25 protein-coding genes are annotated in these 23,818 nt (G+C 63.8%); 7 read left to right on the top strand and 18 right to left on the bottom strand.

Annotated elements, in window-relative coordinates; all coding sequences use genetic code 11:
* The 9 genes from SIN08_RS17700 to SIN08_RS17660 all read right to left on the bottom strand — a co-directional run bounded on the left by SIN08_RS17700 (position 1) and on the right by SIN08_RS17660 (position 8,611).
* A protein-coding gene (locus SIN08_RS17700; RefSeq protein ID WP_322449402.1) for an IS5 family transposase occupies positions 1-764 on the bottom strand; the annotation gives its coding sequence in 2 pieces (ribosomal slippage) (positions 1-455 and positions 455-764; 765 coding nt in all).
* A gap of 181 nt (positions 765-945) precedes the next feature.
* Complete coding sequence (locus SIN08_RS17695; RefSeq protein ID WP_322452924.1) at positions 946-1,962, bottom strand: sugar ABC transporter substrate-binding protein; 1,017 nt, start codon at positions 1,960-1,962, stop codon at positions 946-948.
* Positions 1,963-2,004: 42 nt separating this feature from the next.
* On the bottom strand, positions 2,005-3,003 hold the full coding sequence (locus SIN08_RS17690; protein WP_322452923.1) for an ABC transporter permease: 999 nt from the start codon (positions 3,001-3,003) through the stop codon (positions 2,005-2,007).
* Positions 3,000-3,767 carry an ATP-binding cassette domain-containing protein gene (locus SIN08_RS17685; RefSeq protein WP_322452922.1) on the bottom strand — a complete coding sequence of 256 codons (768 nt, stop codon included), beginning with the start codon at positions 3,765-3,767 and terminating at the stop codon, positions 3,000-3,002. The genes SIN08_RS17690 and SIN08_RS17685 overlap by 4 nt, the downstream gene beginning before the upstream one ends.
* 96 nt (positions 3,768-3,863) lie before the next feature.
* Positions 3,864-4,484: a dihydroxyacetone kinase subunit L gene (locus SIN08_RS17680; protein WP_322452921.1), complete on the bottom strand. Its 621-nt coding sequence runs from the start codon at positions 4,482-4,484 to the stop codon at positions 3,864-3,866.
* A 5-nt stretch (positions 4,485-4,489) separates the two neighbouring features.
* A complete protein-coding gene (locus SIN08_RS17675) occupies positions 4,490-5,491 on the bottom strand; it encodes a dihydroxyacetone kinase subunit DhaK (RefSeq protein ID WP_322452920.1) in 1,002 nt (333 codons plus the stop codon).
* A gap of 79 nt (positions 5,492-5,570) precedes the next feature.
* Positions 5,571-6,734, bottom strand: coding sequence for a substrate-binding domain-containing protein (locus SIN08_RS17670; RefSeq protein ID WP_322452919.1), 1,164 nt, complete (start codon positions 6,732-6,734; stop codon positions 5,571-5,573).
* Between the two features lie 53 nt (positions 6,735-6,787).
* Positions 6,788-7,792 carry an ABC transporter permease gene (locus tag SIN08_RS17665; RefSeq protein ID WP_322452918.1) on the bottom strand — a complete coding sequence of 335 codons (1,005 nt, stop codon included), beginning with the start codon at positions 7,790-7,792 and terminating at the stop codon, positions 6,788-6,790.
* Positions 7,793-7,831: 39 nt separating this feature from the next.
* Positions 7,832-8,611 (bottom strand): ATP-binding cassette domain-containing protein, encoded by a 780-nt coding sequence (locus SIN08_RS17660; protein WP_322452917.1) that lies wholly within the window; start codon positions 8,609-8,611, stop codon positions 7,832-7,834.
* A gap of 232 nt (positions 8,612-8,843) precedes the next feature.
* Between SIN08_RS17660 and mtnK the strand changes: the two genes are divergently transcribed.
* On the top strand, positions 8,844-10,130 hold the full coding sequence (mtnK, locus tag SIN08_RS17655) for an S-methyl-5-thioribose kinase (RefSeq protein ID WP_322452916.1): 1,287 nt from the start codon (positions 8,844-8,846) through the stop codon (positions 10,128-10,130).
* Positions 10,127-11,227: an S-methyl-5-thioribose-1-phosphate isomerase gene (gene mtnA, locus SIN08_RS17650; protein ID WP_322452915.1), complete on the top strand. Its 1,101-nt coding sequence runs from the start codon at positions 10,127-10,129 to the stop codon at positions 11,225-11,227. Before mtnK ends, mtnA begins: the two co-directional genes overlap by 4 nt.
* Before the next feature lie 6 nt (positions 11,228-11,233).
* On the opposite strand, the gene SIN08_RS17645 is transcribed toward mtnA, so the two are convergent.
* The 3 genes from SIN08_RS17645 to SIN08_RS17635 form a co-directional block, all read right to left on the bottom strand.
* On the bottom strand, positions 11,234-12,226 hold the full coding sequence (locus SIN08_RS17645; protein ID WP_322452914.1) for a sugar-binding transcriptional regulator: 993 nt from the start codon (positions 12,224-12,226) through the stop codon (positions 11,234-11,236).
* A gap of 292 nt (positions 12,227-12,518) precedes the next feature.
* Positions 12,519-14,477, bottom strand: coding sequence for a S9 family peptidase (locus SIN08_RS17640; protein WP_322452913.1), 1,959 nt, complete (start codon positions 14,475-14,477; stop codon positions 12,519-12,521).
* A 708-nt stretch (positions 14,478-15,185) separates the two neighbouring features.
* Positions 15,186-15,824, bottom strand: coding sequence for a TetR/AcrR family transcriptional regulator (locus SIN08_RS17635; protein ID WP_322452912.1), 639 nt, complete (start codon positions 15,822-15,824; stop codon positions 15,186-15,188).
* A gap of 197 nt (positions 15,825-16,021) precedes the next feature.
* Here SIN08_RS17635 and SIN08_RS17630 point away from each other — a divergent pair, with 197 nt between their 5' ends.
* Entirely contained in the window at positions 16,022-16,537 is a 516-nt protein-coding gene (locus SIN08_RS17630; protein ID WP_322452911.1) for a hypothetical protein, read from the top strand.
* Positions 16,538-16,585: 48 nt separating this feature from the next.
* On the top strand, positions 16,586-18,013 hold the full coding sequence (locus SIN08_RS17625; RefSeq protein ID WP_322452910.1) for an FAD-binding oxidoreductase: 1,428 nt from the start codon (positions 16,586-16,588) through the stop codon (positions 18,011-18,013).
* Positions 18,014-18,064: 51 nt separating this feature from the next.
* Here the strand turns inward: SIN08_RS17625 and SIN08_RS17620 are convergent, their stop codons facing one another.
* The 4 genes from SIN08_RS17620 to SIN08_RS17605 form a co-directional block, all read right to left on the bottom strand.
* Complete coding sequence (locus tag SIN08_RS17620) at positions 18,065-18,787, bottom strand: metallophosphoesterase family protein (protein ID WP_322452909.1); 723 nt, start codon at positions 18,785-18,787, stop codon at positions 18,065-18,067.
* Positions 18,784-19,584: a nucleotidyltransferase gene (locus tag SIN08_RS17615; RefSeq protein ID WP_322452908.1), complete on the bottom strand. Its 801-nt coding sequence runs from the start codon at positions 19,582-19,584 to the stop codon at positions 18,784-18,786. Before SIN08_RS17615 ends, SIN08_RS17620 begins: the two co-directional genes overlap by 4 nt.
* Before the next feature lie 61 nt (positions 19,585-19,645).
* Positions 19,646-20,452, bottom strand: a complete 807-nt coding sequence (locus SIN08_RS17610) for a sodium:calcium antiporter (RefSeq protein WP_322452907.1) — start codon at positions 20,450-20,452, stop codon at positions 19,646-19,648.
* 60 nt (positions 20,453-20,512) lie between these two features.
* Complete coding sequence (locus SIN08_RS17605) at positions 20,513-21,091, bottom strand: HPF/RaiA family ribosome-associated protein (protein ID WP_322452906.1); 579 nt, start codon at positions 21,089-21,091, stop codon at positions 20,513-20,515.
* A 142-nt stretch (positions 21,092-21,233) separates the two neighbouring features.
* Here SIN08_RS17605 and SIN08_RS17600 point away from each other — a divergent pair, with 142 nt between their 5' ends.
* From SIN08_RS17600 to SIN08_RS17590, 3 genes are read left to right on the top strand one after another with little or no spacing between them, the layout of a single operon-like run.
* Positions 21,234-21,617 (top strand): DUF427 domain-containing protein, encoded by a 384-nt coding sequence (locus tag SIN08_RS17600; protein ID WP_322452905.1) that lies wholly within the window; start codon positions 21,234-21,236, stop codon positions 21,615-21,617.
* 17 nt (positions 21,618-21,634) lie between these two features.
* Positions 21,635-21,943: a hypothetical protein gene (locus tag SIN08_RS17595; protein ID WP_322452904.1), complete on the top strand. Its 309-nt coding sequence runs from the start codon at positions 21,635-21,637 to the stop codon at positions 21,941-21,943.
* 13 nt (positions 21,944-21,956) lie between these two features.
* Positions 21,957-22,181 carry a hypothetical protein gene (locus tag SIN08_RS17590; protein ID WP_322452903.1) on the top strand — a complete coding sequence of 75 codons (225 nt, stop codon included), beginning with the start codon at positions 21,957-21,959 and terminating at the stop codon, positions 22,179-22,181.
* A 39-nt stretch (positions 22,182-22,220) separates the two neighbouring features.
* Here the strand turns inward: SIN08_RS17590 and SIN08_RS17585 are convergent, their stop codons facing one another.
* Positions 22,221-22,385: a hypothetical protein gene (locus tag SIN08_RS17585; protein ID WP_322452902.1), complete on the bottom strand. Its 165-nt coding sequence runs from the start codon at positions 22,383-22,385 to the stop codon at positions 22,221-22,223.
* 237 nt (positions 22,386-22,622) lie between these two features.
* Complete coding sequence (locus tag SIN08_RS17580; protein ID WP_416208100.1) at positions 22,623-23,717, bottom strand: DNA topoisomerase IB; 1,095 nt, start codon at positions 23,715-23,717, stop codon at positions 22,623-22,625.
* Between the last annotated feature and the right edge of the window lie 101 nt (positions 23,718-23,818).

Raw genomic sequence — 23,818 nt, 5'->3', positions numbered from 1 at the left:
CTAGTTCGCGTGGACAAACCTGATCCACTGTCTGATCGTAGCAATCTGAACGAACCCAAGGAAGCTTGCGGCCAGCTTGTCGTATCGTGTGGCGATGCGGCGTGAGTGCTTGAGGCGATTGAAGAAGCGCTCGATGCGGTTGCGCAGTGCGTATTTGGTTTTGTCGACCGGGCGCTGAACTTTGCGGTTCGACTTTGTCGGGATCACCGGGTCTGCGCCGCGCCGCTCAAGGTCGTCGCGAATGGCGTCGCTGTCATACCCCTTGTCGGCCAGCATCGCGGCCGGATCGGGCGCCTCCTCCTGCATCAGATCCTCGTAGGCGGCCATGTCCGAGGCCTGACCGGGCGTTAGGCAGAAGCCGATGGCGAGGCCCTGCGCATCCGTTCGGGTATGAAGCTTGGTCGTGAGCCCACCGCGCGAACGGCCAACAGCATTTCTCTGAATCCCCCTTTTCCGCCAGCTGCGTGCTGGTGCGCCCTCACGATCGTGCTGTCGATCATCTGCATCGCCGTGTCGGCCGCGTCGCTTTCGGCAAGGGCTGCCAGCATCACGTCCCAGACGCCGGCTTCCGTCCAGCGGCGATACTGGCGATGGACTGAGTTCCAGTTGCCGAAATCGGCCGGCAGGTCACGCCAGGGCGAGCCCGTCCGCGTGATCCAGAAGATGCCGTCCAGCACCTTGCGGTGGCCCTGCGGCCGCCGGCCGCCGCGAGAGCGGTTCTCGATCAGGAACGGCGCGAAGAACGCCCATTCCGCATCACTCATCAGTCCTCGAATCAAAGCTGCCCTCCTCAAAGAGCAGCTTTGAATCACGCGTCAGATAAAATGGGAACCGGGTTTGTCCACGCGGCCTAGCCTTTCTCTCGAACGTGACCGTCCATTGCACCACCACCGCCGCCTCTTCACCAAAGCGGCGGTGAAGCGGCGCACCCGAAGGGGTTTGCCGCTACTCGGCCAGCTTGGCGTCGATATCGAGCATCTCCTTCGGCACATAGGTGCGGATGCTCTCGACCGAGTCGAGCACGCGCAGATCGGTGTAGAGGACGCGCGGGATCTCAGAGGTCTTGCCCTGCATGTCCATGATCAGAGCCTCGGCGGAATTTGCGCCCATGCTGCGCGGATCGCGAAAGACTGCGACGCCGATCTTGCCCCGCGCGACCATCTCCAGTTCGTCGGGCTGCCCCCCCATACCGGTGACGACAACGTCGTCGAGCCTGCCGTCGGCCTCGAGCGCGGACATGCTGCCGAGCGCCATGACCGAATTCATGGCCACGATGACTTCCACCTGCGGATAGGCGATGAGAGCACGCTCGACCTCGTTATAGGCCAGCTCGCGCTGGAAATTGCCATAGCCCTCGTAGATCACGTTCGCCGTGAAGCCCTCTGTCTCCTCCATTCCCTTGAGAACACCGTTGCCGCGTGCCTGGCTGATCTCGGAGGCAACCGGCCCCCAGATCATGATGACGTTGGCGTTGTCCTTGTCCTGCGCTTTGAAGTGCTCGGCGATCCAGCGGCCGGTCTGCTCGCCCATCTCACCGTGATTGTAGACGGACCAGTTGAGCACGGCGTCCTCGAAGGGGAAGCTCGCGCCCTCCTCCGGCTCGTAATCGACCATCAAAAGTTTGGTTCCGGCATTGGCGACCTCGACCAGACCCTGGGTATTCTGGTCGAGACTGGTCGGACCGAACACCATGTAGTCGAGATTAAGATTGGCCATGTTCTCGAGGATGTTCAGCATCTCGTCGTGACGGTTCGAGGCGCTCGGCGCGGCCTGGAACATCTCGTATTTGATGCCCTCCGCGTCCAGCCGGTCACGGAAGCCGATCTCAAGCTGGCCGAACAGATCTGTGATGTCGTGCTGGTGAGAAACGAACCCGATGCGGAGCGGCCCGTCCTGGGCCATTGCCGCGCTTGCCGCCACGCTCAGCGTCGCGGCGGCCAGAAGTGTTGTCAGTCGCTTCATGTCCACTACTCCCTTTTGACTTTCTTTCCCCCCGGGCCGGCTTCACACCGGTCCCGATCTCCGCTGTTGCAGCTGCAGCGCCACGGCCGCGATGATGAGCAGCCCGAGGATCATCCGCTGGACGAAGAAGCCGGCGCCTGTCTGAATGAGCCCGTTCTCCAACATTCCGATGACATAGACCCCGAGCAGGGTGCCGATCATGGTCGAGCGTCCGCCGAACAGATAGGTGCCGCCCAGCACGACAGCAGCGATCACGTGGAGTTCAATGCCCTCCCCCATCGCCGCGGAGGCGGAGTTCAGCCGTCCCATCAGCACCAGCGCCGCAAGGCCGGCAAGCCCACCCTGTATGACATAGGTCGATGCGGTGATCGCCCTGACGTTGATGCGGGTCGCCTCCGCCGCTTTCGGATTGGAGCCGATCGCCGTGATGTAGCGGCCATAGAGCGTTCTCTGGAGGACGAACCAGCCGGCCAGCGTTACCAGAAGCGCGACCCAGACCGCGAGCGGAAGCCCGAGGACCCAGGCGCGGCCGACCGCCGTGACGATATTCGGCAGGTCCGTGACCAGATTGACGCCCATATAGTATTGGGTAAAGCCACGGTAGGCGACGAACGTGCCCAGCGTCGCCAGAAGAGGCGGCACGCCAAGCACCGTAATGTTGAAGCCATTGAAAGCGCCGAGCGCGGCGCCGATCACGATGGCGACCAGGATTGCCAGGACCGGGTCCAGCATCCCCGTCTCGAGGCCCGATCCGACGATTGCGCCGACAACGCCGATCATGGAGCCGGTGGATATGTCGATGCCGCCCGTCGTCATCACCAGCGTCTGGCCGACCGCGAGGATCAGGAAGACCGAGGCCGCGCGCATTATGGTGATCTGATTGTTTACGGTGTTGAATGTTTCGCCGGTGATCGCCGTCAGGATTACGTAGATGACGACGATGGCGACGGCCACGTTCAGGAAAGGCGCGGTGCGCAGGCGATCGAGGGAGAGGGTTGCCCGCGAGGGAGCGGTCTCGACCGAATTGATGCGCTCGTTCATTCTGTAGCTCCTTCGAGATCGCCGACAATCAGCCGGACGATATCGGTCTTGGTCACCTCCTTCGTCCGCCGCGTCGCAACGATGCGCCCCTGGCGCATCACGGCTATCCGATCGGACACGCTGAAGACATGCTCGAGATCGTGCGAGATGATGATCATCGTCTGTCCCTGCTCGCGTAGGGTCTGGATCAGGGCCAGCACCTTGCGCACCTCCTCGACACCGAGGGCCGCCGTCGGCTCGTCGAGGACGAGCAGTTCACGATTGCCCTTGCGTATGGAACGACCGATCGCGACCGCCTGCCGTTGACCGCCGGAGAGATTGGCCACCGGACGGCGCGGCTCGGGGATGTTGATGCGCAGCCGCTGGAGCGTCGCAGCGGTCTCCGTCGCCATCTTCCTCACATCGGGAACGGAGAACCACCCCATCCGGAACCGGACCGGCTCGTCGCCCAGGAAGACATTCGCCGCAACATCCAGCGAATTCGCCAAGGCAAGATCCTGATAGACCACCTCGATGCCGAGCGCGCCCGCATCCTTCGGCGAACGGATCGAGACGTCGCGACCACCAAGCCTTATCTGGCCGGTGTCGGCCGGCTGAACGCCGGCGATCGCTTTCACGAGGGTCGATTTGCCGGCGCCGTTGTCACCGACCAGCGCCAGCGACTCGCCCTCCGCGATGGTCAGCGACACGCCCTGCAGAGCACGCACGCCACCGAAGCGCTTCTCGAGATCGATGACTTCGAGCAGCGGTGTTTCAGTCTGCATTTCCTCCTCCCGATCCTTCGCCGGCCTGAGCCGGAGCAGGGCATGAGCGGCGCTGTCGCGCGGCCCGAACACATGGACGATCCTCCCGGGCGTCGATCATTTTGCCACCCCAGCTAGAACATGCACGACCTTCGTCATCGCAAGCATGCCGGGATCGTCGAGCCCGATGCTTCGCTCGGCAAAGATGCGCGCCCGGCCGGTCGTGGCCGGCTTGTCCCGGTAGTCATCGAGCGCCTTGTCGGCCGCCGCTACCGCAGCTTCAGCGATTGAACCCGCATCCCGCAGCCCTTCAGTTGCGCGCGCGACCGCATCCAGCGTATCGAGCACGGTCTTGCCTCCAACTGCCGATTTACCGCGCGCGGCCATGGAGTCGCGAGCGGCACCTACGAGATGCGAGATCTCCGCTGGCCCCGCGCTCTCCCGCCCTTTCAGTTCCTTCGCCATCGCCATGAGGCCAGTCGCCAGAAGAGTGCCGAAGCTCGAACCCGATGACCTGGTGAAAGCCTGCGCGCACATCATCAGGGCGCGCCCAAGATCGTCCGGAAGCTCATCGGCGGTCTGCGAAACGAGACGCATCCCGCGCTGCATGGTGACGCCGAGATCGCCGTCACCGAGCTTCGCGTCGGCAGCATTCAGCGCCGCCGCTTCACCGTCCATGGCCGACGAAAGCGCCGCAATCGCCTCTTGCAGCGCAGGTCGATCGATCATGCCGGTCATGCCCCTCAGACCCGCCAGAACGCGCAATTGCAGGGCGCCTTCAGCAGTCTCTCCATTTCGTCATCAAGTTTGCACAGGGTGAAGGAGACGCCCGTCATCTCCATGGAGGTCGCGTAGCGGCCCACGAGCGGCATAACGATCTCGACTCCAGCTTCCATCAGCCGCTTGGAAACCACGCGATAGAGAATGTAGAGTTCCTCAAGCGGTGTTGCACCCAGCGAATTGACAAGCACGGAAGCACGCTCGCCCCTGCCGAGCGGCATGTCCTCGAGCAGCTTGTCCATCATCTCGCTCGCCACCTCGTCGGCGCTGCGCAGCCGACCGCGCCACACGCCGGGCTCGCCATGGATGCCCATGCCCATTTCCATCTCGTCGTCTTCGATCTCGAATGTCGGCTTGCCGGCTTGCGGAACGGTACAGGGCCCGAGAGCGGCACCGATGCTGCGGCAGGCATCCGCTGTTCTCTGGGCGAGCGCGGTGACGGTCTCGAGATCACCGCCCTCCTCCGCCTTTGCCCCGGCAATCTTGAAGGCATAGACCATTCCGGCAACGCCGCGACGCTTTTCGGCCTCGCCGGGCGGGGCGGAAGCGACATCGTCGGCCAGGAGCACGGTGGTGGCGGCGATGTCGTCTTCGATCTCCACCAGGTCGCCGGCCATATCGAAATTCATGACGTCGCCGCCATAGTTTCCGTAGAGGCGCAGCACGCCGGCGCCCGCGTCGGCGGCGCGGATGGCATCTACCATCTGCTCCACCGAAGGAGAGGCAAAGACATCGCCAATGGCGCATGCATCGATCAGGCCGGTGCCGACATAGCCGGTGAAAACCGGCAGGTGGCCCGAGCCGCCGCCGGAAACGATGCCCACCTTGCCCGGGCGCTTCGGGTCGGCGCGCGCGATGACACGGCCTGTCTCACCGTGAAGACGGTAGACGTCGGGATGGGCCGCGACGAGGCCAGCCAACATTTCCTCTACATAAGCGTGTGGATCGTTGAGCAGCTTTTTCATGAGCAGGCCCGTCTGGTGCGTGAAAGGCTGTTAGGTGCGGATGGCGGCCAGAGCCGCCATCACTTCACAGTGGATGAGATCAGCGTTCGAGGGTGCCGGTGCCGGTATAGCGAAACGCTTCCTCCTCCATAGCGTCGATCGTATCGGCGCCGGAGTCCGCCGACACGATCGTGATGCGGCCGAGAAAAACGAGGGGGATGTCGTCCGTCCGCCCCTCCAGGTCGGCGCGGATCGCCTCAGCCATGGCAATGCCCACATCATCGCCCATGCGCATCGGCGTCGCGGCCAATTCGCCGAGCCGAAGTGCCTCGAGCTCGTCGCCGGTGCCACCCCAGGCCGTCACCTTGACGCGATCGCCAGCGCCGCTGGCCTGCACGGCAGAGACCGCACCCATCGCCATGGCGGTATTGGCATTGTGCAGCAGCGTGACCTCCGGGTAGGCGGAAAGGATTTGCTGAGCACCGTCAAAGCCGCCTTCGCGGAGGAAATTGCCATAGTGCTCATAGGCCATTTGCCAGTCCGAGTTTTCCGCCAGGCAATTTGCAAAACCGCCGGAACGCTGATCGTCGAGGGAGCCGGGGGTGCCGCGGATCATTGCAAAAGTCCCCTCGGTGCCTAGATTCTCGAGGACCCACTCGCACATGTTCAGTGCACCAGCCAGATGCGAGAAGGTGGCATACATCATCGGCTGATCGTCGCCCCAGGCCTGCACGACCGTGTCGTAGTTGAGCACGATGACCTTCTGTCCGGCATCGATCAGGTCTTTGATGTTCTCCTGCTGAAGGGAGAGTTCCGTCGGACCAAAGATGACGTAGTCATAGTCCTCCTGCATAACCTGTTCGGTGTAGGTGGCCTGAAGTTGATGATCGCCCATGCCCGAGGCGAACTGTGTGGAGTCGGTTTCGATGCCCAATTCCTCGAAGCGGGCTTCCATGGCCAGATAGGCGCGCAGCCAGAAATCGGAAACGTCCTGGCTGGGATAGATCACGGCAATGGAGATGGGCCCGTCCAGTTCAGCGGTGGTCCTTTCGGCCGGGCCGGCGACCACTTCCTGCATGGCTTCCAGAACCGCATCGTCCTGAACCTGATGGTACCACCAGAAATCGCGCTCGTCGTCGTCGTCGAGCGGTGTCAGCGGCAGAGTCTGCGCGGAAACGCCCGTCGCCATGCCGAGCGTCAGAACAGACGCCGCGGCGAGCTTCGCGAACGACCTTCCGTTCCAAGAATGTCGCGTTGAATTCATTTCTTCCTCCCTTGCAATGAGAACCGGTGACCGGTTCCGACACTCACCGGCTGCTATTCTTCCGCCCTGTCGGTCCTGCGTCGCTGCAGATAAGAGTAGAAGCCGATCGAGACGATGATGATCAGGCCCGAGGCGACCAACTGCCAGAAGAACTGGAAGCGCAAGAGCACGAGCGCGTTCGTGACCATCGACAGGAGCAGGACGCCGACAAGCGTGCCGACCATCGTACCGCGGCCGCCGAACAGCACCGTGCCGCCGACCACCACGGCGGCAATGGTGTGCAGAGCAAAGCCGTGCCCGGCAGTGGCCTGAATGGCATTTAGTCGTCCGGTGAGAAGAATGCCCGCGAAAGCGGCTGCACCACCCATCAACATATAGTGGTAGATTTTGTGGCGATTGATATTGATGCCTGTCAGGATGGCCGCCTCACGGTTGCCGCCGATCGCCACGGCATAGCGGCCGAGATGGGTATAGTGATAGATGACATAGCCGATCGCCAGCGTGATCACACCGATGATGGCGGCGGTCGGGACAACGTCAAAGAGGCGGCCGCGGCCGAGGAGAGGAATCGGCTCCGGAAAGCGCGCGAGGACCGCACCTGCCGCTAGCACGAGCGCGATGCCGCGATAGACCTGGTCCATAGCCAGCGTCGCAATGAGGTCCGGCACGTTCAATTTCGTGATTACCAGCCCGTTGGCGAGTCCGCAGAGGATCCCGATCGTGATTGCGGCGAGCATGGCCATGTACGCTCCCCAGCCATAATCCTTGATCAACATCGCCATCACCACGCCCGCGAGTGCCGCCACGGCCCCGATTGACAGGTCGATTCCCCGCCCGGAAATCACGATCGTCATCGCCATGCCGAGCACCATGTAGATGGCCGCATCTTGAAGGATGATCATCACGTTGGTGACGCCGAAGAAGCGGGGCTCCACGACCACCATCACGAGGCACACCAGAAGGATCATCACCAGCGGGCCGAGAATGTTGATGTAGCGCTCGATCAGCGGCAGTTCGCCTTTTCGGGACGGTTGCTCGATCGTCATCATCGACGTCATTGAGATTCAGCCCTTCTGCACATTCGTCTTGCCGCCGGCTCACGCATAGGCGTCGGCTGCCACGTCTTCCGATCCCACGATCAAGCCGAGGACCTCCTTGCGGGTCGACTTGGCGACCTCGACAACCCCGGCGGACCGTCCGCCGCGCATCACCTGCACGCGATCGGCCACGGAGAAGACGTTCTCCAGATTGTGCGAGATCAGGATGACCGAGATGCCGCGTTCCTTGATGCCGCGGATCAGTTCTAGCGTCTTTCGCGTCTCCTGCGGCCCGAGGGCGGCCGTCGGCTCGTCGAGTACCAGGACACGCAATTCCGTATTGAAGATGGCCCGCGCGATCGCCACGGCCTGACGCTGACCGCCCGAATAGTTGTGGACCGGGTCGTCCAGGTTCTCCAGCACGATCCCGACCCGCTCGCGCAGGATCCGCTCGGTTTCCCGGCGCATTGTGCGGTTGTCGATGAACGGCACGCCCATTACACGCCAGACGGGCTCTTGTCCGAGGAAAACATTGGCCGGCGCGGGTAGCGAGTTGACCAGGCCGAGATTCTGATAGACCGCCTCGATCCCGGCATCGATGGAATCGCGACGGCTGGTGATCTCCGCTTTTTCGCCGTCGATTCTTATCTCGCCACTGTCGGCCCGGTGGACCCCCGTCAGGATCTTGATCAAGGTCGATTTGCCGGCGCCATTGTCCCCGACGATTGCCAACACCTCGCCTTCATAGAGGTCGAGATCGACGTCGATGACGGCTCGCAAGCCGCCGAACGACTTCGAGACTCCGCGCAGCGTCAGGACCGCGCGCCTGCCACTTTCCATGTTTCCTCCCTCTGATGCGCCGATCCGGATTCGGGATAACCCGAACCTCCACCCGGCACGGCGCCGTCATGCTCCTCCCGAAAGGATAGTCGAGCATAGGACTCACGAAAGACAAAAGTCAATTCATATTGACAAGTGCCACAACGGCTCATTCTTATGCTTGAAACGATGTGGAAAGCCGGAGTCGGCAGGACTCGCGGAGCCATGGCATGAAGAACCGAAAGGTGTGCAGATGAACAGGACCGCTGCCATCGATCCCGCGTACAAGCCCTTGAGCGTGGACACGCTCGCCGAGCGCCTGGCGGGGGTGGAAGCTATCGCCGCCCGGCTCGGGGCGGACCGTTCGGCCTGGCGCTGCCGCGAGGTCGGAGACGGCAATCTCAACCTCGTCTTCATTGTCGAGGGGCGGGCGGGAAGCCTCGTGGTCAAGCAGGCCCTGCCCTATGTGCGCCTGGTCGGGGAGAGCTGGCCGCTGCCGCTCAAGCGTGCCTTCTTCGAGTATCATGCCCTCGTGCGACAGGCCGACCGGGATCCGGGCCGCGTGCCCGAAGTCGTCCATTTCGACGAAAAGCAAGCCTGTATCGCGATGGAGTATCTGAGCCGACACATCATTTTGCGGCGCAGTTTCATAGCGGGTGACCGTGTGGCGCGGCTGTCGGAGGCGCTCGGCCTGTTTATGGCGCGGACCCTGTTCCGCGGTTCGGATCTCAGCATGGATACCGCAACGCGAAAGGCCGACCTCACCCTGTTCGCCGGCAATGTCGAACTGTGCGACATCACCGAGAACCTGGTCTTCTCCGACCCCTATTTCGAGGCGGAGATGAACCGCCACACCACTCCGCAGCTCGATGGAGTCGTGGCCGAGCTGCGTGCCGATCATGCGCTCAAGATCGAGGCCCAGCATCTGAAGTCCGCATTCTGCAGCAATGCCGAGACTTTGCTGCACGGTGATCTCCACAGTGGTTCGGTCATGGTTTCCCGAGATGACATCCGGGTGATCGATCCTGAATTCGCCGTCTACGGACCGATCGGTTTCGACGTGGGAATGCTGATCGGCAATCTGCTCATGGCCTATTTCGCCCAGCGCGGCCATGAGGCGCAAGCCGGCGAGCGGGACACCTATCGAGAATGGATCCTCGACCAGGCATGCGAGGTCTGGTCCGTGTTCGAATCGGAATTCTCGCGCCTCTGGCGCACGGAACGCACCGGCATCCTCTACCAGCGCACATTGTACGAGGATCAGGGGCATGCGCTCGCGGCCGAGGCGGCATTGTCGCAAAGGCTTGCCGCGATCTGGCGGGACACGCTCGGCTTCGCCGGCATCGAGATGCATCGGCGCATCCTCGGCCTAGCCCATATAGCGGAGTTGGAGGAAATCACCGACGAGGACCTGCGCGCCGGTTGCGAAGAGCGTGCGTTGCGGCTCGGTCGTCAGCTCGTCGTCAACCGAGGGGCACTGCGTACGATGAACGAGATCTGCGCCCTCGCCCGCGCAATGGAAACGGAGGCCGTGACATGAAAGTGGAAGGTGTTCACTACCGCTCGATCTGGCCAGCCGCAGACGGCGCGACCGTCGAGATCATAGATCAGCGCTGGCTGCCGCACGATTTTCGCGTTGCCCGCCTGACCAGCCGCGAGGAGGCGGCGGTGGCGATACGTGATATGTGGGTGCGCGGCGCCCCGCTGATCGGGGCCACTGCCGCCTACGGAATGGCACTTCACATGCAGAAGGACGCTTCGAACGATGCGATCAGGGAGACCTGGCGCGTTCTGCATGAAACGCGGCCGACCGCGGTCAACCTGCGCTGGGCGATCGACGACATGGCCCGTCTTCTCGAACGGCTCGACCCGGGCAAGCGTGCCGAGGCCGCCTGGCGACGCGCTCGGGAGATCTGCGACGAGGACGTCGAGATCAATCGCAATATCGGCCTGAACGGGTTCGATGTCATCGAGAGGATGGCAGCAGCGAAGAATGGCGGCGCCGTCAACATCCTCACCCATTGCAATGCCGGATGGCTGGCGACGGTCGACTGGGGTACGGCCACGTCACCGATCTTCCAGGCGGCGGCAAAGGGAATAGAGGTGCATGTCTGGGTCGACGAGACTCGGCCGCGCAATCAGGGTGCCCTGACCGCCTGGGAGATGGCCGGACAGGGCGTCCCGCACACCTATGTCGTCGACAATGCCGGCGGCCATCTCATTCAGCGCGGCCAGGTCGACATGGTGTTGACCGGAACGGACCGCACGACCGCGACCGGCGATGTGTGCAACAAGATCGGCACCTATCTGAAGGCCCTCGCAGCGCACGCGCACGACGTGCCCTTCTATGTCGCGCTGCCCTCGCCGACCATCGACTGGCGGGTCCGGGACGGCGTTTCCGAGATACCGATCGAGGAGCGGCCCGGCGAGGAAGTCGAGCAGGTCTGGGGAACCGACGAAAAGGGAGAGATCGTGCGCGTGCGGGTGACGCCCCCGGCCACACCCTCCGGCAACCCGGCTTTCGACGTGACCCCGGCGCACCTCGTCTCCGGCCTCATCACCGAACGTGGTGTTGCTGAGGCCTCGGCCCAGGGGCTTTCCGCGCTGTTCCCGGAACGGGCCTCGCTTGGCGATTGAGCCCTCTCAGGGCTGCCCTCCGCTGTCGTCATCAAGCTGCAGGATCGCGGATGCGGTGGCGACATCCGTTACCAGATGTGTGACATATCCGCCGCGCAGCACCGAAAGCATAGGCTCCACCTTTTCTTCGCCCACGGAGACGAGCATCGCCATCTCGTATCCGTTCATGCGCTCGAGCTCGATCCCGATCATGCGCTCGTCCAGCGGACCGCGGACCGGTCGCCCACCGCCATCCACGAACCGGCCGCACAGGACTCCGCGTGCCCCCGCCTGGCGGTAAGCGGCAAGATCGCCGAGGCTTGCGACGCCGCTCGAGACGATGTGGCTGTCTTCCCGGCAGGAGCCGGCGGCAAAGACCACCTTGTTGCAACGCCCGAGCGCTTCGAGCTGGGCGGACAGAATCGGCTCGGCACGCAGCCGCGCCGCAAGCTCTGGGTCCGAAAGAATCGCCGGCGCATGCAGATTTATACAGTTGGCGCCGAGCCGGCGCGCCAGCAGAGCCGAGCAGAGCTCTGCGGTAAACCCGTAGGGAGTCGCCATCGAGCCGACGAGCTGCACGATCGTCAGATCGGGCATCCGGGACCGCTCGACCGCGTCGGCCATGGCATAAACAGTCTGCCCCCATGCAACGCCGATGACGTCGCCCGGCGCCAGCAGGGTCGGCAGCCAATTTGCGGCCCCGCGCACGACCCGGGAAAAGGCCTCGCCATCGCCGTCATCACCGTCCGGCAGAATATAGGCAGCTTCGAGCGCGAACCGCGATTGCAGTTCGATACCGTGCCGGTGCCCCAGGAACACGTCATGCGAAAGTGTCGTCCGGATGAAGCCCTTCTCGCGCGCCTCCTGAAGATAATTGACGACTGTTGCCCGCGACACACCGAGCTTCTCGGCCACCTCTGTCTGGTTCAATCCATCGTGATAATACAGCCACGCGGCTTCAACGACGATGTCTTCGCCGCTGGTCTGCCCTGCCGGCCGTCGCCTGATCATCCCTGCCATCTCGCCTTCCCGAAAATTGACAGACTATAGTGACATTTGTCAAAGCAAGCCAATACAGGCTCTGGCCAGTCTTTGCGATAGGCTTGGTGTCAGCGCCTGTCCAGATCGGCGGTGTGGCATCCCGTTCTCGCCGGAGCGCGTAGGATGGGGATGCGCTATCGGACAAGGCACCGGCAATGGGAGGTTTCGCCCCCGCGCGGACAGCTTGCACGGGCTCTGGAAAACAGGGGTATGGCCGCGGCGGCGGCCGGTTCCGGAGCGGCAGGCAGGAGCATACCGCAGGCACTGCCGACTAAAACCTCAAGCCTGTTCCAAAGACCTCGATCGCGTAGAAGTATAGCTCGGCATCGAGGGCTCGCTTGATGTTGCCGGCCTGGCGAAAACCGTGCTGCTCGCCGGAAAAGAGGATGTAGCCGACGGGTGTGCCGCTCTGCCGGAGCGTGGCAACCATGGCTTCGGTCTGGTTCGGCGGGACGATGGCATCCTCCTCACCCTGGAAGAAAATCACGGGCCTGGTCAGACGCTCGGCATGCAACAGTGGCGATCGTTCACGATAGAGCGCCTCTTCCTCGGGATAAGGCCCGATCAGCCAGTCGAGGTAGCGCGATTCAAACTTGTGCGTGTCCCGCGCCAGCGCCGCCGCATCGCTCACGCCGTAGTGACTGGCCCCGCCGGCAAAGAAATCGCGAAACGTAAGGGCGGCAAGGGTCGTATAGCCGCCGGCGCTGCCGCCGCTGATCACGATGCGCTTCGGATCGACCAGTCCTTGCGCGATCAGGAACCTGGCCCCGTTCACACAGTCGTCGACGTCGACGACGCCCCAACTGCGGTGGAGGCGCTCACGGTAGGCGCGGCCGAAGCCCGTGCTTCCGCCATAGTTTACGTCGAGAACGGCAATGCCGCGGCTCGTCCAATATTGGATGCCGAGATTGAGCGTGCTGGACGCCGCCGACGTCGGGCCACCGTGGCACTTGACGAGAAGCGGCGGCTTTTCGTCCGCGGGACCCGCAAAGTCGGGATTGTGCGGCCGATAATAGAGACCGAACGCGGTGTTCCCGCCGGTCGTGGGAAATTCGATCGTCTCGACCGAGGTTAGATAGCTGGCAATACCCGGCTCCGCTTGGTCGAGGATATCCGTCGCCTTCTTAAGAATCCGGTATTGGTCGGTGTCCAGATCGAACTCGACGACGCTCAGTGGATGAGAAGGTGCTCCGGCGACGGCCACGACCCGTCCGCCGTCGGCGCGGACCGAGGCGAAGCGCGTAAACGGTGTATCGAGCGTTCGCAACATGCCTGTCGCAAGGTCGACCACGGCAAGTCTCCCGAGTCCCGCTTCCGAATAGGTGCAGACGATCCTGTCGGGTCCGGCGAATGCATACGTCGACATTCCGAAGACCCATTGCGGCTGCCCGAACTCGGCCGCCATCGGCGCGATCGGCCGCAAGGCTTGCGTTGCAAGCTCGAAGCGGTGCAGGTTCCACCAGCCGGAGCGGTCGGATACGAACGTGACGGCGTTGCCGTCGGGAGTCCACTCGGGCTGGAAAACGGATTCCTCCATACCGCCTGCGATAACCTCGGGCTTACCGGCGATGGTGCCGGCCTCGTCCAGTTCGGCGAGATAGAGGGTAGTGCCGTTCCACGGCATATTCGGATGGTCCCATGCGAGCCAAACAAGCCGGCGTCCGTCCGGAGAAAGGCGCGGGGAGGAATAAAAGTCATTTCCTTCCGCCAGGACGCTTCCCGCCTCGGCGCGGGAACTCTTCAAATCCACGGTGACGATCGTGTTGACCGGTTCGCCCTCGCGCGTGTGGTCTTCGCGCACGCCGATCCAGCGGCTTCGGTTCTTATCGATAATTCCGTCGGCAAAATGCCAGCGGCCTCTCTGCCCGGAGGGATCGGGCGTCAGCGGCTGCGGCCCGGCACCGCCGCTATCCAAATACAACCGACCGTCGGCAAAGTTGGAAAAGTACAGCACTCCATCTTCCACGCTCCAGGCGCCACCTCCATATTCGTGGACCCGCGTTCGGACATTGAACGACGCGGGCGTGACATCGACGGCGTCTCCGCCCGCAGCGCAGGGACGCACAACCACAGAGCGCCCTCGCTCCTGCGGACGCCCCTCCAGCCAGTAGACGATACCTTGGTCGAGCCGAACTTCTGTAAGGCCGACAGCTTGCTCAACGATAAGGTCGGAGGTGATTGGCGACTTCCAGGAGCCGTAGGACGCGGTCTTCTGTTTGGTTTTCGGCATGGCTGTTCCTTTCGCATCTGGCTATCCGTCCGCCTGTTCGGCCACACGTCAAGCGCCATGACCCGTGGAATTGCGGCAACTCTGACGCTTTCATGGATTCTCTGCGGAAAGCCATCGGGAAGATTCTGCGCGACCGTAGCGAGTGCACCTGCGCCATGCCCACGACATTTCGATGGCGGATTTAGCAAGGTGTGCCGAAACCCCGGCGCTGCGGCTGTGGCCATTGCCATTCTAGCACGCTATGCCGTGACCACGAGAAATCCGGTTCCGAACCACTCAGTCCAATGGCGAGATCGCTTCGGCTTGAAACCTGTCGGCCGGGCTGGCTTTGCGTTCTCTCGATCCGACACGAAACTTTCCCACCCTCCCTCCGACTGGATAAGTGCATAGTGCACTCCCGCCGTTTTCTCCTTAGGAAGGTCATGCGCTATCGCACACCTCTCATATGGGTGGAGGAGCTGTCCAGCTATACGCTCGCGTTCCTTGGGCCGAACGCTATGCTGGTGTCGCCGCCGAGCGCGCTAAAGCGGGTCACAGGTACGCAGCAGACGCGCAGGTGTGAGCAGCGTCAGGCTACCGAAGCTGAACTCACAAGAGTGTATCGGTGATGCGCGGACTCGCAACCGGCGGTACCGACACGCATTGGCGATCTCTGCGTGACGGCGTCAAAAGCGGTCTTCAAGGAGATGCTTCACAGCGAACGATCCGTTAGCCACCGCTCGAGGGCGTCGCAAAAAGCAGCTTGATGTAGTTGCGGGTCAACATGATCTGCTCGGGCAGGATCTTCGTGCTGCCCGTCGCGCGGCCCAGCACCAGTCCGCCCTCGATGGCGGTCGAGACCATGTCGGCAAGTGCGTCGAGATCGACGGCTTCGGCGGGCGTGTATTCGGCGGCGATCGCATCCAGGTTCCTGCGGAACCGCGCACGCCATTTGAGCACGATCTCATGGTTCAATGCGTGAACGTCGCGGTCGAAAAGCCGCTCCTGATAGCAGAAGGTGGCGACCAGACAGCCTGGAAAGTCCTGCGGCAGATCGGCCATCTTTTCGGCCAGCAGCTTGAGACCGATCAGGAAGGCTTGCAGCGGATCGTCCGACAACTCGCGCCCGCGCGAAAAGACGGCGTCGAGCAGCGCCTCGTCGCGCTCCATATAGCGCTCGAGCAGAGCCAGTGCGAGTGCATTCTTATCCCGGAAATGGTAGAAGAAGCCGTTCTTCGTGATGCCGGCCTCCGCGATCAGTTCCTCGATCGAGGTCGCGCCGAAGCCCTTGGCCAGCACGGCTCCTTCCGCGATTTGCAGAAGCCTTTCGCGCATCTCGCTGCCGGTGAGTCTGTCGGACCGCTCCATTTACTGCACCTTGAGTCCAGTTGACGGCGCCGTCGACGTCCAACGCCGCGCGCACCCTGTAACGATACCCCCCCCATCCTACTGTTCTGGCTTGACAATTCGCGCTCCCTCGGACTGCACCGCAAGTCCACTGGAGACGTTGCGGCAGTCGTAGCACGTTCGCCCCCTGTTTGCGGACGCGAAACGAGGAGACGATCGTGGGACACAGCCTATCGACTGTCGCGGCGCTTGTCAGCCTATGCGCCTGGCCGGCGCTCGCCGGGTCCATGGACAGCCCTGTCATGCGCTTCGACGTGGCCGAGGACCACACCCGCTTCGCCTTTTCCGACGGCCGTGTGCACGAGGACGGCATGCCCGCCTATGGCAACCGCTTCGTGACCCGCGGTTATATCTACCCCGCCGGCACGCTCGACGACGCCGACGGCGTGAAGGAGAACGGCGATCCGGCCTTTCCGGACAAGGTGCTGGGCACGTGGACCTGCGACGGCTGGTTCGTCGCCGACGGCGCCCATACCGAGCAGGGTGTGTGGCTGATCAGCCGGCAGGTCTACGATTCGACGACGGCCGCGGCCTGCTGGTTTCCCAGGGCCCGGAATATGCCGATGTCGGCGAGCCCTACTGGCGTCCGATCACGGGCGCGACCGGCGACTACTCGGAAGTTTCCGGGGCGATCCGCCAGACCTTCCTGGGCTTCCACACCCATGGCGGGGTGAAGGCCCGCTTCCGCATTCCCCAAAACCAAGCCAATGGAGGATGAGACGATGCACACGGATGTATTGAAAAGCGGCTATGACAACGCCGAGCTCATCGGGCGCGACGGCGTGGCCGCACTTTCCCCGAACTTCGGCGGCACGTTGCTGCGTCCGGGCGACGCCGGCTTCAATGACGCCGCGACGGTCTGGAACGGCACCGTGGAAAAGCAACCGGCGCTCATCGCACGCTGCGTGTCGGCCCGTGATGTTGCGGCGGCCGTGCGCTTCGCCGCCGAAAACGACGTACTTGTTGCGGTCAGGGGTGGCGGGCACAACGTCGCCGGTACCGCGACCTGCAACGGCGGGCTGATGATCGACCTGTCGCGCATGAGCGATGTGACGGTCGATCCCGAGGCGCATCTGGCGTGTGCCGGCGGTGGCGCCACATGGGCGGACGTCGACGCCGCGACCCAGCCGCACGGTCTCGCCGCGCCGGGCGGGCTGGTCTCCAAGACCGGCATCGCCGGGCTGACGCTGGGCGGCGGACTCGGCTGGCTGCGGCGCAAGCACGGGCTGAGCTGCGATAGTCTGGTGTCGGTCGAGATCGTAACCGCCGACGGCGAAATCCGCACCGCAAGCGAGGCCGAGAACCCGGAGCTCTTCTGGGGCGTGCGCGGCGGGGGCGGCAATTTCGGAGTCGTCACGCGTTTCTATTACCGCATTCATCCGGTCGGCCCGGAGGTTATGTTCTGCTTCGTGCTCTACCCGCTCGAAGACGGCCGCTCGGTCCTGAAGGGGTGGCGCGATTTCTGCGAGCACGCACCCGACGAAGCCTGCTCGATCGTGCTGTGCGGAACAGTGCCCGGCGAGGAGCCGTTTCCCGCCGGGATCCACGGGCGCCAGTTCGTTGCCCTTGCCACGCTCTATGCCGGGCCCGTCGCGGAGGGCGAGCGCGTCGTGCAGCCGTTGCGGGAGCTCGGCACCCCCCTGTGCGACTTTTCCGGTCCGGCGCCCTATCTCGAGGTGCAGTCGAACTTCGACGACGACTACCCGGACGGGCTGCGCTACTACTGGAAATCGCTCTACCTCGAACGCTTCGATGACGACGCCATCGACATGGTGGTGAAGCTGACGCAGGAACGGCCGTCGCCGCTTTCGACGGTCGATGTCTGGCAGCTCGGCGGCGCGATGGGGCGGGTGGCACCGGATGCCACGGCCTTCGGCGAGCGCAGCGCGCCCTGGCTGCTCGGGGTCGAATCGAACTGGGACGATCCGCAGGCGGACGAACGCAACAGGTCCTGGACGCGCGAGGCCTGCGCCCGCATGGAGCGCTTCTCCGATGGCGTTTCCTACCTCAATTTCGAGCCCGACATCGATGTGGGGCCGCCAGGTTGCGATGCCCATCGCCGGCGCCTGGCCGAGATCAAGCGACGTTACGATCCCGCGAACCTGTTCCGCCTGAACCACAACATCCTGCCTTCGGCGTCACGAGGCTGACGCTAGCAGAAGGGGGCGAGGCCCCGGAACCGCAAGTCCGGTCATCCGGCTTCAAATCTCCAGCACTGCATAGGGCCGTCCGGTCGGTTTCTCGATCGGGTAGGCGACGTTGTAGACGCGCGTGCCGCCGGCTGTCCTGCCTTCATGGGTTCCGTGATGCGCATGGCCGTGCACGACCGCGCTGATACGGAAGCGGTCGATGGTCTCGCCCAGCCGCGAGGACCCCAGAAAGGGATAGATCTCCAGCGGCTCGCCCTTCACCGTTTCGGCGATGGGCGCATAGTGGACCAGGACCACCGAGCGCTCGGTGTCGAGCTGGTGCAGGGCATTCTCCAGCTTCATGGCTTCGGCGACCGTCTCGGCGACCATGGCCTTGATCGCCGCCTCGCCGAAGGAGGCCAACATGCGGCGCCCGAAACCGCCGGCAAACCCTTTCACGCCGGTGAAATGCACCCCTTTGAGCTCGACCGTCTGGCCATCCAGCAGATGCACGCCCGCGTCCCTCAACAGGTGCGAGATGTGGTCCACCTGGTCGCATTCATGGTCGTGATTGCCGAGCACGGCGACGACCGGCACGCCGCACCCGCGCAGGTCCTCCGCCAGGAGCTCGGCCTCGCGCGGCTTGCCGAGGTCGGTCAGATCGCCGGCGATCGCCAGCACGTCGGCCTCGCGGGCGATTTCATTGAACAGTTCACGATAGGAGACGGCCGCGTCCTCCTTCATGTGCAGGTCGGCGATGGCGGCGACCCTGACTGGCTTGTTCGTTTCCGTCATTCCTGTTTTCCGTCCTTTCCGTCGATATCGGCGAAATTCCATTCGCGCACATCGATCTCGTAGTCCGCGCTGGAGAACATGCGCCCGCGGCAGATCCTGGCAGAGGGCGGTGGCAGCTTGCGCTGGTGCCGAAGCCGGTCCAGGAGCTCGTCCAGCAGCCATTCCGGCACATGGTCGCGCTCGCTGGGATAGATCCACCGGAAATTCAGGAGGTGGATGAGAAGCACCTCCCAATGCATCTCCATGTGCTGGAGAAGCCGCGCCCAGTCGATCTCGCCGTGCGACCGCAGGATGAGATGTGCCACATCAGCCCCGTCATAGCGTTCGCGGTTCTGGATGAAGCATTTGGACCAGACGAGTTCCGTCGGCCCCACCAGCCGCACGGAATGGCCCAGAACGTCACTTTCGCGGGCATTTTCGAACCAGGTGTCGGTGACCGGCGAGGTGCCGTTGGAGGAGGCGAAGATGACGTCGAAGAAGGCCGCGCCGCGCTCCACCTTGCCCAGCCAGCGCTCGTCCTCGATGTGCACCCTGTCTCCCAACTCTTTGAAATGGGTAAGGATACGTGGCCAGTCCCCGGCCTTGCAGAAGATGTCCAGATCCTTGGTCGCACGCGATATCCCGGTATAGGCGCTCACCGCGAAGGTTCCCGCCACGAGGAACGGGATGCCGGCTTCGTCCAGCGCGCGGATCGCGTCCGCGTAGAAGGCCTCCGCCTCCGCGCTGTCGATTACGGGCGCGGCGCGCGCATGCAAGGCGCCGGTGTGCGGGGAACTGCTTGGCGGGTCGCTGGTCATGTCCGGATCCATCGCTTGTCGAGACAAACCCGCCGGCGGGCATACCGGTTCCGCGCCCGCCTCACCGCAACGCGTAAAGCAGCACCAGGCCGCCGAAATAGGTGATCAGGACGGCGATGGAATCGTAACCGAACCGCAGCACGGACGTGTCCCGCCGCTCCGCAAGCCCCGCCAGGAAGAGCGCGGTCAGGGCGATCGCTTCTCCAGAACGGGCGACGACGAAGCCGGCGAACAGGATCACCGCGGCGGCCGCAAATGTCTTGTAGAGAACCGGTCTCAGCCTGGATTCGTGCGCCTCGTCTTCCTGATATCGCTCGAGTTCACGCATCAGGGCGCGGTCGGGTTTCCCCCGCCGTGCGGCCAGCCAGGGCTTACGCCCTTCTTCGCGCGACAGGATCCAGACGCAGCCCACATAGGAAAAAAGACATCCCCACGACCAAAGGCCGACGCCCAGAACGGCGACGTCGCCCACCACCATGCCACTGGCGGCTATGGCCAGGAGCAGCACGCACATGATGCCCTGCAGCATGACCGTCGGCTCCGGCACCACTGCCGTGAGCGCCCGACGGCCGATGATGAAGTCGACACCGGCCAGCAATGCGACCTGCATGGCGATACTGCCGAAGAGATTGTTGATGGCCAGCGGAGCATTCCCAGCCAGAGAGGCGGTCGCCGTAACACCAATCTCGGGCAGCGAGGTAACCCCGGCAAGCAGCAGCATTCCGATCGCGGCATGGCCGAAGCCCGTCATCGAACTGATGGCGTCGGCATAGCGCGACAGGCGCGCGCCGGCGATAAGTACCGCCAACGCCGCTACGGCGAAGAGCGCCAGGTTGAGCGGAAGCGGAAAATGCGTGAATTCGAGCATAGCGCCCCTGTGGGAAAGGGGTGGCGCTGTCCGTCCCGTCCATGCGGCGATGTCGCGGCACTAACGAGTGGCGGCCACGCGCACCTTGGTGGCCAGCGGTCCCGTGTCGCCGACCTCCTCGACATAGTGGACCTCGTCGCCCACCCTGAGCTTGTCGAAATCGCCCTGCAACATCGCGTTGCGATGGAAGTAGAGGCTGCCGCCCTCCTTCGTCAGCAGGAAGCCGTGATCCTCCTCCGGGTAGATCTGCGCGACCTGGCCGAGAAACTGGTTCTGAGAATCGTGATCGGCACCCTTGCCGCGCCCCTCACGCGATTCCTTCAACAGCGAGAGCCGCCTTTCGGCGATCCCGAAGGCGTCGTTGATCGCGTTGCCGAGATCCGGCGACTGGTATTTGTGCTGAAGGCGGTCGGGTTCATAGGCGACCACGAGAGGCGCGATTCCCGGCAGGCTTATCTCGATGCGCACGACCGGCGGCAGCGTGCCTTCGACGTTCCGAGCGCGCTGATCCACGGTCACGCGGCATCCGACAATACGGTCGTAGAAAGTCTGCAGCTTGGCGACGCGGGCGCGGATTTCCTCCTCCGCCCAATCGGATTTCTCGGCTCTGTGAAATGCGATCTGCAGGGGGATGTCCATTCTGATCCTCGTATGAGACGTCGGGGCTGGCCCGAGTAATCGTCGCCTTAACGCCCGCGCAAATGACTTGTTCCGTTTGGCCACGGACCGGAACCCCGGCAAGCCAAGGTGCGTTAGTCTTTGTGAACCAGGGAGAAGTATCGTGAACGAGAAACCGAAAGTGACGGTCGAGCCGTTCCGCGGATCGGTCACCGTAAATTTCTCCGACGCCATAATCGCCTCGACGCGGGATGCGCTCTTGTTGAAGGAGTCGGGACACGATCCGGTCTTCTACATTCCGTTTCGGGACATCTATTTCGACTTCCTCTGGCGCTCCGACACCGAATACCGCTGTCCGCGCAAGGGGCTGGCGCATTACTGGAACATCGAGGCGGTGGGCGAGGCCGAAGACGACGTCATGTGGGCCTATGAGGAGCCGCTCCCGCAAGCCAGCGCCGTCCGCGAACACGGAGCCTTCGATCCCGCGAAGGTGCGCATCGAGGTCACGCCCGAGGAGGACCTGCTGCACCGCCCGCACGTTCCCTAAACGCGACCGGTAAGCCAATGAACCCGCCCAGGCAGAAGCCAGAGCACGAGGATCCGCCCACGGTCGACCGCCTGCGCCACGATATCGACAGCGGCAAGACCGGTGAGAAGGTCCCCTATCCCGACCCGGCCGCCGCGCCGCTCGGGGCCGATGACGAGGCAGCGGGAGCACCGCCGACCGCCCGCCGGCGTCGTCAGGCGGTCACGGAAAAGCCACGCGGCGAGCCGGCCCGCCGCAGCGAACCGGGAGTGCTCGTCCTCTATGCCCTGCTTATCGGCGGGGTGCTGCTTGTGGTCCTCGGTGCCGTGCTGCTTCTGCGGGCCTGATAAGGAGGACGCGATGCCCATACCGCCGCGCCCGGTGCCGATTCCCGATCCCACGCCTCCACCCGTGCCGCCGTTCGATCCTTCCCGCGAGCCGGAGCCGGTGCGCGAGCCCGATCCCGATCAGCTTCCGGACGAGACGCCGCTGCCCAACCCGGACGAGAACGACGAACCGCCGCGGCGCGCGGACAAAACAATGCCGAGAAGGCCGGACACCGGCTTTCCGTCCGCAACTGCGTGAATCAAGCATTCCCCTTGCCCGCGAGCCGTTGGAACTGATCTAGCGCTGCCGGTCGTCGTTGCCGTAAAGCTCCCGCGTTTTGGAGTTGCGCTCGGCTTTCTCTTCCGCGCTCAGCCGCCTACGCTTCAACAATGCGTATATGACGACGAGAGCGACGAGGAACGGGGCGATCCCGACGGCAAAGAACCACAGATAGTCCGCCATGAGGTCTCCAAACGGTTTGCCGATCGTCACCGTCCGAAAGGACGGCGCCTGTCCTGGGAGGAACGGGACCCCCGCGGCTTGGTTCCACGCGGCGGCGGCCCCGACGTCCCATGGCGGGCACTGCGCACGCGCCTGAACCAGCCCGGCAGGATTTCCGCCAGGAGGCTGCGCAGAAATGTACGGGTCTTGCTTGCCATTTCCGGTCAACCCGCGAAGCGGCGGCTTGTTCCGGCCCGCTCACGCTTCCTGGGCGCGCAGCCATCGGAGCACGAGGGATTCCTCTGCATCGAGCCTCTTCAGGGCGCGGCGGTTGCGGCGGCGTATGTCGGCAAGCTCGGCGGCAAGCCGCCCCTCCTGCCACGCCTCCACTACAGTCGGATGAATATAGCACCGCCGGCACACGGCGCGGGTGTTGCGCAGCCTGCGCGCGACGCGGTCGATTATCGTGTTAAGTTCCCGCGTTGCAGCACGCTTGCTGCCCGGCATCGGGGTTTCCGCCAATAGTACGGCCGCCGCCCGTGTCGCCCCCCATGTGCGGAAGTGCTTGGATGTGAACGCCTCTCCCGCGTGCGCGTGGATATAGGCGTTGACGTCGTGCGAATGCACCGGCCGGCGCTCCCCCGCCTCGTCGATGTACTGGAAGAGATGCTGGCCGGGCAGTTCCTGAATGGCACGTACGACCCGGGCGATGCGCCGGTCGGACAGCTTCAGCCTCCATTCCTGGCCCGACTTGCCGACAAAGGAGAACCGCAACTGGCCTCCCTCCACCGCAACGTGATGGTTTTCCAGCGTGGTCAGGCCGAAACTCATGTTCTCCCGCCGGTAGGTCTCGTTCCCTATGCGGATCATCGTCCGGTCGAGGAGCCACACGACAGAGGCGATGGCCCGCTCGCGCGGGATTCCCCTTCTGGAGAGGTCCGCATCCACCTGCTCCCTGAGCCGCGGCAGCCCATAGGCGAAAGCGAGCAGGCTGGAGAACTTGGCCTCGTCGCGCAGCGCCTGCCAGTCGGCATGGTACCGGTATTGCTTTCGCCCGCGCTGATCGCGGCCTGTCGCCTGGATGTGGCCGTCTGGCTCTGGCGAGATCCAGACGTCGATCCAGGCGGGAGGTATGGCGAGCTTGCGGATGCGCGCCAGTGTCTCTCGGTCCGAGATGCGTGTTCCGTCGGGCGCATGATAGCTGAAGCCCTTGCCCGCCCGCCGGCGGCGGATGCCGGGCTCCGTGTCGCTGACATAGACGAGATGCGCTCGCTGCGCGTCGGCGGCCGGGTTCCCGTTGCAAGGAGCCGGAATATCGATCTTGTTCAGGTCCGTGCTCCTTCTCCAGCACAAGCGGCGCGGTGTCGGAAATGAAATGCGGCCACGGCTGGTTCCACACCAACGGCCGGAATCGTCCGTTCCGTGAAACTTCCCCGTTGGCCTGCCGCGTTGCG

The sequence above is a fragment of the Chelativorans sp. M5D2P16 genome (assembly GCF_034427935.1).
Lineage (GTDB): Bacteria > Pseudomonadota > Alphaproteobacteria > Rhizobiales > Rhizobiaceae > Chelativorans.
Note: the sequence above shows the minus strand (reverse complement) of the source record. Positions and strands in the feature narration are given on the sequence as shown.

Coding starts and splice junctions, on each gene's coding strand:
- SIN08_RS17695 (WP_322452924.1), bottom strand. CDS start 1,962: ATGAAGCGACTGACAACACTTCTGGCCGCCGCGACGCTGAGCGTGGCG.
- SIN08_RS17690 (WP_322452923.1), bottom strand. CDS start 3,003: ATGAACGAGCGCATCAATTCGGTCGAGACCGCTCCCTCGCGGGCAACC.
- SIN08_RS17685 (WP_322452922.1), bottom strand. CDS start 3,767: ATGCAGACTGAAACACCGCTGCTCGAAGTCATCGATCTCGAGAAGCGC.
- SIN08_RS17680 (WP_322452921.1), bottom strand. CDS start 4,484: ATGACCGGCATGATCGATCGACCTGCGCTGCAAGAGGCGATTGCGGCG.
- SIN08_RS17675 (WP_322452920.1), bottom strand. CDS start 5,491: ATGAAAAAGCTGCTCAACGATCCACACGCTTATGTAGAGGAAATGTTG.
- SIN08_RS17670 (WP_322452919.1), bottom strand. CDS start 6,734: ATGAATTCAACGCGACATTCTTGGAACGGAAGGTCGTTCGCGAAGCTC.
- SIN08_RS17665 (WP_322452918.1), bottom strand. CDS start 7,792: ATGACGTCGATGATGACGATCGAGCAACCGTCCCGAAAAGGCGAACTG.
- SIN08_RS17660 (WP_322452917.1), bottom strand. CDS start 8,611: ATGGAAAGTGGCAGGCGCGCGGTCCTGACGCTGCGCGGAGTCTCGAAG.
- mtnK (WP_322452916.1), top strand. CDS start 8,844: ATGAACAGGACCGCTGCCATCGATCCCGCGTACAAGCCCTTGAGCGTG.
- mtnA (WP_322452915.1), top strand. CDS start 10,127: ATGAAAGTGGAAGGTGTTCACTACCGCTCGATCTGGCCAGCCGCAGAC.
- SIN08_RS17645 (WP_322452914.1), bottom strand. CDS start 12,226: ATGGCAGGGATGATCAGGCGACGGCCGGCAGGGCAGACCAGCGGCGAA.
- SIN08_RS17640 (WP_322452913.1), bottom strand. CDS start 14,477: ATGCCGAAAACCAAACAGAAGACCGCGTCCTACGGCTCCTGGAAGTCG.
- SIN08_RS17635 (WP_322452912.1), bottom strand. CDS start 15,824: ATGGAGCGGTCCGACAGACTCACCGGCAGCGAGATGCGCGAAAGGCTT.
- SIN08_RS17625 (WP_322452910.1), top strand. CDS start 16,586: ATGCACACGGATGTATTGAAAAGCGGCTATGACAACGCCGAGCTCATC.
- SIN08_RS17620 (WP_322452909.1), bottom strand. CDS start 18,787: ATGACGGAAACGAACAAGCCAGTCAGGGTCGCCGCCATCGCCGACCTG.
- SIN08_RS17615 (WP_322452908.1), bottom strand. CDS start 19,584: ATGACCAGCGACCCGCCAAGCAGTTCCCCGCACACCGGCGCCTTGCAT.
- SIN08_RS17610 (WP_322452907.1), bottom strand. CDS start 20,452: ATGCTCGAATTCACGCATTTTCCGCTTCCGCTCAACCTGGCGCTCTTC.
- SIN08_RS17605 (WP_322452906.1), bottom strand. CDS start 21,091: ATGGACATCCCCCTGCAGATCGCATTTCACAGAGCCGAGAAATCCGAT.
- SIN08_RS17595 (WP_322452904.1), top strand. CDS start 21,635: ATGAACCCGCCCAGGCAGAAGCCAGAGCACGAGGATCCGCCCACGGTC.
- SIN08_RS17590 (WP_322452903.1), top strand. CDS start 21,957: ATGCCCATACCGCCGCGCCCGGTGCCGATTCCCGATCCCACGCCTCCA.
- SIN08_RS17585 (WP_322452902.1), bottom strand. CDS start 22,385: ATGGCGGACTATCTGTGGTTCTTTGCCGTCGGGATCGCCCCGTTCCTC.